Annotated in this window: 4 protein-coding genes; 1 reads left to right on the top strand and 3 read right to left on the bottom strand. The window is 71.1% G+C overall.

The features are described 5' to 3' along the window. A partial coding sequence (locus AAGI91_04390; GenBank protein MEM1041849.1) for a hypothetical protein occupies positions 1-1,428 on the bottom strand: 1,428 nt, incomplete at its 3' end. Between the two features lie 486 nt (positions 1,429-1,914). Here AAGI91_04390 and AAGI91_04385 point away from each other — a divergent pair. Next, positions 1,915-2,190 (top strand): hypothetical protein, encoded by a 276-nt coding sequence (locus tag AAGI91_04385; GenBank protein MEM1041848.1) that lies wholly within the window; start codon positions 1,915-1,917, stop codon positions 2,188-2,190. Between the two features lie 33 nt (positions 2,191-2,223). Here AAGI91_04385 and AAGI91_04380 read toward each other — a convergent pair whose 3' ends face one another. After that, complete coding sequence (locus AAGI91_04380) at positions 2,224-4,962, bottom strand: serine/threonine-protein kinase (GenBank protein MEM1041847.1); 2,739 nt, start codon at positions 4,960-4,962, stop codon at positions 2,224-2,226. 350 nt (positions 4,963-5,312) lie between these two features. Next, complete coding sequence (locus AAGI91_04375; GenBank protein ID MEM1041846.1) at positions 5,313-5,906, bottom strand: ECF-type sigma factor; 594 nt, start codon at positions 5,904-5,906, stop codon at positions 5,313-5,315. Between the last annotated feature and the right edge of the window lie 94 nt (positions 5,907-6,000).

Genomic DNA, 6,000 nt, shown 5'->3' with positions numbered 1-6,000 from the left:
CGCCACCGCCGCCTCGTAGGCCGTGCGCGCGCCGTCGGGGTCGTCCATCCGGTTTGACAGGAGCCAGCCGAGGTTGTAGCTCGCCATGGCCACCTGGACGAGGCCCTCGGCCGTGGACGCCTCGCGACCGACCGCCACCGCCGCCTCGTAGGCCGTGCGCGCGCCGTCGGGGTCGTCCATCCGTTCTGACAGGAGCCAGCCGAGGTTGACGCTCGCCTTGGCCACCTCGACGAGGCCCTCGGCCGTGGACGCCTCGCGACCGGCCGCCACCGCCGCCTCCCAGGCCGTGCGCGCGCCGTCGGGGTCGTCCATCCGGTTTGACAGGAGCCAGCCGAGGTTGTAGCTCGCCTTGGCTACCTGGACGAGGCCCTCGGGGGTCGCCGCATCACGGCCTGCCTTGGCGGATGCTCGTAGCAGGCGAGCCGCCCGTTCGCTCTCGCGCCCCTCAATAGCTAGCAAGGTGCCCCACTCGAAGAGCGCCTCCGCGTCCTGCTGCGCCTGCAAGGTCTCTTCCAGATGCTCGGGTAGGTCGGCTTGGGTCTCCTGCGGGCCGGGCACCACGTTCTTCAGGAAGGCCGGTTCCAGCGCCTGCCTGTCGCGGAACCCCTGCTCCTGAAGGACGGACAGCGCCTCCTCCGTCTGCTCCGGCTCGAAGTCGAATAGTGCCTCGGCGATGCGTTGCAAGCGGGCGCGGGTCAGGGAGATGCCTCGGTCGTCCAGCAGCTTGGCGGTTTTGAGCCAGCGGAGCGCCTGACGGTCGTTGGCCTTTTCGCTCCTCAGGAGGTCCTGATACCGGGTGCGCTGCACCTCAAAATCACCCTCCAGAACGAACGCGAAGGACTGCTCGCGCTCGCCGGGCGGCAGCGGGTCCGGTTCTACCTGCTTGGCTACCTCGTCAATGAGTGCATCGGTAGGGGGCTGAATCTCCACATGCTCCAAACCTTCGCGAAGCGAGCGGAAAGATGGATCGTTGAGGACGGTGGAGCCGGGACCGCCGTCGCGCACCGTCGCCAGCACGAGAAAGGGTACGCTGCGCTGCTCGGCCTGCTCGCTGAGTTGCCCTAGCAGGGGCATCACGTTGGACTTCATGCACTCGTCGAACTGCTCTAGGTCGTCGAGGAAGAGGCAGCAGCCGTGGCTGAGGTGCTGCGCGAGGCGGTCGGGGAGGGGCGGCGTCGGCTTACCGGGATCCGGAGCCAGCACAAACATCGCGGGGTGCTCCTGCCGCAGCCACTCGGTGAGGAAGCGCGTCTTGCCGAGGAGCGGTCGCCCCTGGAGCAGCAGCCCCAGCCGCCCGCGCCCGACGATCTGCTCGCGGAGGTACTGCGCCGCATCGCCGGCGACGAGGCCGCCGCCCTCGTCCTGCTTGGTCGGGAGGGTGACGGGGCGCGAGAGGGCGCGCACGCCGTCCACAAACGGCTGATCCATAGGCCGCGTGGAGCCGACGATAGGCCCGGCGCTCAGGTCTCGGGCCGGGCACGCCTGCCGGAAGGATTGGCACCACGTTTCCCATGCTGTACGCTGCTCTCGCCGGGTGAGCATAACGCCGGTGCCGGTCATACCCACCAGCGCGACGAGGACCACGATCAGCAAAGCTCCCCACGGCTCCAGACGCAACGTCGTCCGTACCCACTCGCTCAGCGCATCCCCGGACAACTCATTCCATATTAGGGGAATCGCAATGCCTAGTGCCCAAGGCATAAAGGCCAGCAGCCACTTAGCAACTTTCTTCATGGATTGAAGGGGTCAAACACCAGATAAAAGGTACCTGTCCCTGATTCAGGCTGTCCAGCGATGTTTTGATTTGAACCGGAGCCGGACCGCCACCCGGTAGGTGGTCCGCCCCTAGACTGAACCTTTCGGGATGCGGCTCCGTTCGACTGCTCGCCTCTCCCACGTCTGACCTGTCGCCCTATGAGCCACCCGGACCAGCACGCCCCCGACGATCACCGCTCGCCGACACACCAGAGTGCACCGAAGGCCGGAGCCTCGGCCGAGCTCGCCGGTGAGATCAAGGACGAAGACCTGAAACAGGACGCCGATACCGGGGCCGTCGTCCGCGCCGAAACGCCCGAGGAGGAAGCCCGGCAGGGCGAGGCAGGCAACGCCTACGTCGGACGCGGGATGCGGGACGACCTGAAGGCCACCCCGCGCATCGAGGACGCCGACCAAGTGCAAGACGGGGACTGAGACGCTGCCCGGACTTCAACCGCTCCCGCGTGGCTACGGCTGGTCGGGTAGGGACGCCGGGCTGCTCTCGCGCAGCGCGGCCAGCATCTGCGCGGTGTCGGCGAGGTCGCGGGCCAGTTCGGGGTCGGTGTCGAGCGGCCCCGCGGCGAGCGAGTCGTGGGCTGTCTGGAGCAGTGCTTCTGCTTCGCCGGGTTGCCCCAGCGCCAGCAGAGCACGTCCGAGGTCCCGGCGGGCACGGGCGCGCCCCGTGGCGGTGGAGTGGCCGAGCGCGGCGCGAAGGTGCGGTTCGGCCTCGGCGGGCCGTCCGGCGTCGGTGAGGACGCGGCCGAGCACGCGCCGGGCGGCGAGGGTGCGGCGGTCCGTAGGCCCCCGCCGAGCCTCGTACCGCCCGAGGGCTTCGCGCACGAGCGGCTCGGCCTCGGCTGCGCGGCCTGTCCGGCTGAGCACGACCGCGAGGCGCAGCAAATACCCGGCGGGCACGGCGCTGTCGGGGCCGAAAGCGACGCGGGAGATCTCCACCACCTCGCGCAGCAGCGCTTCGGTCTCCTCGTCGTCGCCGAGGTCCTCGGTCACGTAGGCCAGCGTCTCGAGCGCGTAGGCCATGCGCGGGTGCTCGGGGTCGTAGACCTGCCGCGCGACGGCGACCCCCTCGCGCAGCAGCGGCTCGGCCTCGGCTGGGCGGCCGAGGCTGGACAGGAGCAGGCCGAGGGTGCGGCGCGTGACGTTCGTCCGGGGGTGCCGCTGCCCCAGGGCCGAGGTTCGCAGGTCAAGCGCCTCGCGGAAGTGCTGCTCGGCCTGGAGGAGGAAGGTCCGGTCGCCCTCGCGCTCGCCCCGGGAGTAGAAGAGCGTGCCGAGGTTGTTGAGCGACTCCGCCCGGAGCGCTGGGTCTCCTGTCCGGCTCCGCAGCGCGATGGCTTCGCCGTAGTGGGCGGCGGCCTCGTCGTAGCGCTGGAGGCGCCGCGCCATCACGCCGAGGTCGTTGAGGGTGGCCGCCAGCGCGAGCGAGTCGAGCGGCTGCACGGCACGCCGGATGGCGAGCGAACGGCGCAGGAGAGAGTCGGCCGTCGTCACCTGCCGTTTGTAGTAGTACACCCCGGCCAGGTGGTACAGGGCATCAGCGACCTCGGGAACCTCGTCTCCGAGGAGCCCCTGCCGCTGCCCGAGGGCACCGCTCAGGAGCGAGTCAGCCGTGTCGTAGTCGCCTAGCGCCGTGTAGACGCGCCCGAGCGCCTCCTGCATCGTGGCCTGCAGGAGGGGCTGCTCGGCCAGTTCCGCCTGCACCTGGGCCTTTCCCTGTTCGAGCACTTCGCGTGCGGTGATCTCCCGCCCCTGTGCCTGCTCCGGCGTGCTGGCCTCGAACAGGCCCACGAGGAAGTCGGCTACGGTCTCCGCCTTGTCCGCTTCGGCCTGCGCCCGCCGTGCCTCGACCTCCGCCTCGGCCTGGGCAGCGCGGGCGGCCCCAGCCTGCCACAGTGCCACGCCGAGGCCGGCAGCGAGTGCGAGGAACACGAGGGCGGCGGCCCCGATCCCGAGGCGGTGGCGCCGGACGAACTTCCGCGTCCGGTACCCCACCGTGTCCGCCTGCGCCCGCACCGGCAGCCCGTCGAGGTGGCGGCGCACGTCGTCGGCGAAGGCACCGGCCGAGCCGTAGCGGCGCTCGGGCTCTTTGCGCAGCGCGGTGAGGACGATCTGGTCGAGGTCACCGGCGAGGCGGCGGCGGAGCGTGCCCGTGTCGGCGCGGCGGGCCTGGCTGAGCGTGGCCGGGGTCGTGTCACTCACCGCTGCGGTCACCGGGGCACCGACGGCCGTGCTGGGGCGCGTCGGCTCTTCTTCCAGGATCGCGCGCTCGACCTCGTACCGGGCACGGCTCGCGAGGCGGTACGGGCGGCGCCCGGTCAGCAGTTCGTAGAGGAGGATGCCGAGCGCGTAGACGTCCGTCGCCACCGTCACCGCCTCGGCGCGGACCTGCTCCGGCGCGGCGTACTCCGGCGTCATCAGCTGCAGCCCCGTCCGCGTCTCGGCGACCGTGAACGGCACCCCGCCCTCGGCGTCGTCGAGGAGCTTGGCGATCCCGAAGTCGAGGAGCTTCACCGTGCCGTCGTCCGTGACGAGGATGTTCGACGGCTTGAGGTCGCGGTGGACGACGAGGTTGCGGTGGGCGTAGGCGACGGTTTCGCAGACCGTCTCGAAGAGCGCGAGGCGCTCGTTGACCGAGAGCCGCTTGCGATCACAGTAGTCGGTGACCGGCTCGCCCGCGACGTACTCCATCGCCAGCCACGGCCGGCCGTCGGCGGCGACCCCGCCGTCGAGCAGGCGCGCGATGTGAGGGTGCTCCAGCCGCGCCAGGATGCGGCGCTCGGCCCGGAAGCGCGCCCCGACCTCCGGCGCAAGGCCCGGGCGGACGAGCTTGAGGGCAACCGTCTGCTCGAACTGCCCGTCGGCACGCTCGGCGAGGTAGACCGTACCCATGCCGCCGCGCCCGATCTGGCGGGCGACGCGGTAGGGCCCGACCTGCTCGCCGGTGAGCGGGTCGCGCCCGGCGAGGGCGGCGTCGAGGGCGGGAGCGAGCACGTCGTCGCCGAAGGCGTGGAGGTAGCCCTCGGCGTCGGCGTCGGCCGCGAGCAGGGCCGCGACCTCCTCGCGCAGCGCCGGGTCGGGGTCGCCGCCGGGCGTGCGGCAGGCATCGTCGAGAAACGACGCTCGCTCGCCCGGCGGCAGGTCGGCGGCCTGCTCGAAGAGGACTTCGATCTGGTTCCAGCGCTCGGAGGTCATGCGGAGAAAGGCGAAGGGTCTGGGAGACTGTTTAGGATTCGTAGTCGCGGGCTGCGAGCGGCTGCGAACCGCCCCGCCCGCGTTGCACTGCATCGCCGATGCTCACGCGCCGCCTGCTTCGCGCCCCTCGGCAGGATCGTCTCTCGCTCGCGCTCGCCTTCGCACTCCAAATCTAAACAGTCTCTAGTTTGCGGAGCGGTTCGGCAGAGCGGACGCCTCGGCGAGGCGTCCCTACCCCGCTATCTCCGGCAGGGCTATCTCCGGTGGTAAGCACTTGCCGGGCGCGCTGTTGCACCGGCATCTCAGCGCAGTGTGCTCTAGGGAGTCACGACAAACGGCGCACGCGGGGTTCACGCCTCGCCGGAATCGAGCGTCTGGCCGGTCAGCACGCGGTGGAGCCAGGCGCGGGCCGTCCGCCAGCGCCGCTTCACGGTCGAGTCCGAGAGGCCGAGCGCCTCGGCCGTCTCCTCGACGCTCATCCCGGCCAGAAACCTGCACTCGACGACGCGCGCCGCCTCGGGGCTCATCGCGCCGAGCTGCTCCAGGGCGTCTTCGAGCGCGAAGAGCCGCGTGGCCTGCTCGTCCTCGACGGCGAGGTCGTCGGCCATCGTCACCCGGTCCTGGCCGCCGCCGCGCTTCTGGGCTCCGCGCGCCTTGACGTAGTCTAGGAGCACCTGCCGCATCGCCTTCGCCGCCACGCCGAGCAGGTGGGAGCGGCTCTCGAACGACAGCCCCTCGGCGTCGGCGAGCTTGGCGTAGGCCTCGTGGACAAGCGCCGTCGTGTTGAGCGTCCGGGCGTTGGCCCACCCGGCGCGCTGCCGGTGCGCCTGCCGGTGGAGCTCGTCGTAGACGAGCGCGAACAGCCGGTCGAAGGCGGGCTCACTGGAGGCTCCTTCTCGGAGCGCGTCGAGGAGGCGGGTGACTTCGCCGGAGGAGATGGCCATGAGCGTCGGTCGAGCCGCAGGTGGGAGTGGAGTCAACATACCCACGACCCGCGCCGCAGGGCAATCCGACGCAGGGCCCCGACGCCGGGCGCTG

The sequence above is a fragment of the Bacteroidota bacterium genome (assembly GCA_038746285.1).
Taxonomy (GTDB): domain Bacteria; phylum Bacteroidota; class Rhodothermia; order Rhodothermales; family JANQRZ01; genus JANQRZ01.
The sequence above is the reverse complement of the archived record's forward strand: the minus strand, read 5'-3'. Positions and strand labels throughout refer to the sequence as shown.